The sequence below is a fragment of the Caballeronia sordidicola genome, assembly GCF_002220365.1.
Taxonomy (GTDB): Bacteria; Pseudomonadota; Gammaproteobacteria; order Burkholderiales; family Burkholderiaceae; genus Caballeronia; species Caballeronia sordidicola_C.
In genome coordinates this window covers 1-1,656 of the sequence record NZ_MTHB01000226.1, presented here as the reverse complement: position 1 = coordinate 1,656, position 1,656 = coordinate 1, and the positions used below count along the sequence as shown (strand labels likewise).

The window sequence follows — 1,656 nt, the reverse complement described above, 5'->3', positions numbered from 1 at the left end:
TGCGCTAGGCGATTCTGTCCAGGATATAGGAAAAGATCGCCACTTTCAGCGCCTGTGTTATGACGCTGCATTTCGCTTTTGTGCCGCAAGCTTGTTCGTGTCTGCGCGCTATGGCGAAGGAGAGCACGATTGAAAATCAACCTTGTCACTGTTCGGAGGTGAACTTCGGTCCGCACGCATACGGCGTTTCACATGGACGCGTGTGACGGTTGGTCGTGCGTGTGCTCGTATAGTTCTTGGCACCCTTCGCACCGTGTTGCGGTCGGACACGCAACAAGTCGCGCAAAGCTAATATCAGTGTGACATCCAGCGCAGATCCCGTAAGTGTGGGCGCTTAGGCGGCAACGAGCCTGGGCGACGCTGTCGAGCTCACGAGCTGAATGTTCGGCTAGCGCCAGGTCACGATCAACGACCTGCTCGGCGTAGGCTCGATCGCCTTGTCCATTGCTGGGTAGTACAGGTTCGTCATAGCGGTGGCCTACCGCACGATCCAATATCGAGCGCGCGGCTGCCTCCTGCTGGTTCAGCAACACGGTTAGCTGAGCTTTTTGCTTTTTAAGGAGCGGTTTCATTTATTCACCTTCAATTAAATGGCTTTCAAAACAGAGTCTTATGTACATACCTAACGAATGGTCTGGGCAAGAATTCTCGGGGTGGTCCATCATTTCACGCATCCACGCACGTGGGTTTGCTAGCTTCTGACCGTCCAGCCTTTACCGCAGGCATGACATGCGATAAGTTGATTTCAGTGCTTGTTCCTGCCCCGACCATTCCCGACGATGTAGATGCGAGATCGGGCCATGCGCGAGACGCAACATCTGACTGAGCGAGGCATAACGATCGGGACTCTAGCCAGCCAGAGTTCTTGTTTAAAATCCCAACCGGATCATCGATCGTTGGGTTGACAGGCGAGTCCTTTGAGTTGGACTTCAAGGACTCCAACGAAATGAGAATGCCGCTTACCGCTCAAGCAAGACGGTAGGTCGGTCGCCACCGATCAATCGCACGTTAGGGCTTATATACCTGAGTCAGATGACCCGTGAACAGCATCCAAAGCGCTAGCGCTGCTAGCGCCACGATGGTCACTGCCACGATCAGCTCGATCTTGCTAAACGGAAATTCATGTGGCGCATGTTCCTTGCGCGCCCATATGAACACGAGGTTACCTAGCGCAAAGAACACGGCTCCTACGAGCATGTACTCCAGTCCGGCTGCAAAGACGAGCCAAAAGCCGTAGATTGTGCCGAGCACACTGCTCACCAGCGCCATCGGCTTGCCAATCTTTGCAGTTGTTGGGTACTTTCCCGTTGCCATCAACTTCCAAAGATAGCCAGTGGATCCGATATAGGCGGGCAAAATCATAACTCCAGTGATGGAGAGCATTACATTCCAGGCGTTGTTTGAGAAGTACACGAGGAGCATCATGACCTGCATCACTGCGCTGGAAACCCACAGGGAGACCGACGCCGCATCGTTCTTGTTGGTCTTGGCGAACACCTTGGGATAGGTCCCATCCTTGGCTCCCGCCCACGGCAGTTCAGCGACGAGGATGGTCCATACCAGCCAGCAAGAGAGAACCGAAATGATTACGCCTGCGTTGACAAAGTACTCCGCCCACTTGCCCAGCAACGAACCCAGGATCACCGCCATGGCAGG

Annotated in this window: 2 protein-coding genes; both read right to left on the bottom strand. The window is 54.2% G+C overall.

Annotated features, from left to right (window positions below):
* Positions 1–188: 188 nt before the first annotated feature.
* Complete coding sequence (locus BSU04_RS48965; protein ID WP_089164163.1) at positions 189–572, bottom strand: TraR/DksA family transcriptional regulator; 384 nt, start codon at positions 570–572, stop codon at positions 189–191.
* Between the two features lie 436 nt (positions 573–1,008).
* On the bottom strand, positions 1,009–1,656 hold a 648-nt coding region (locus BSU04_RS31295), incomplete at its 5' end, for an amino acid permease (protein ID WP_144021410.1).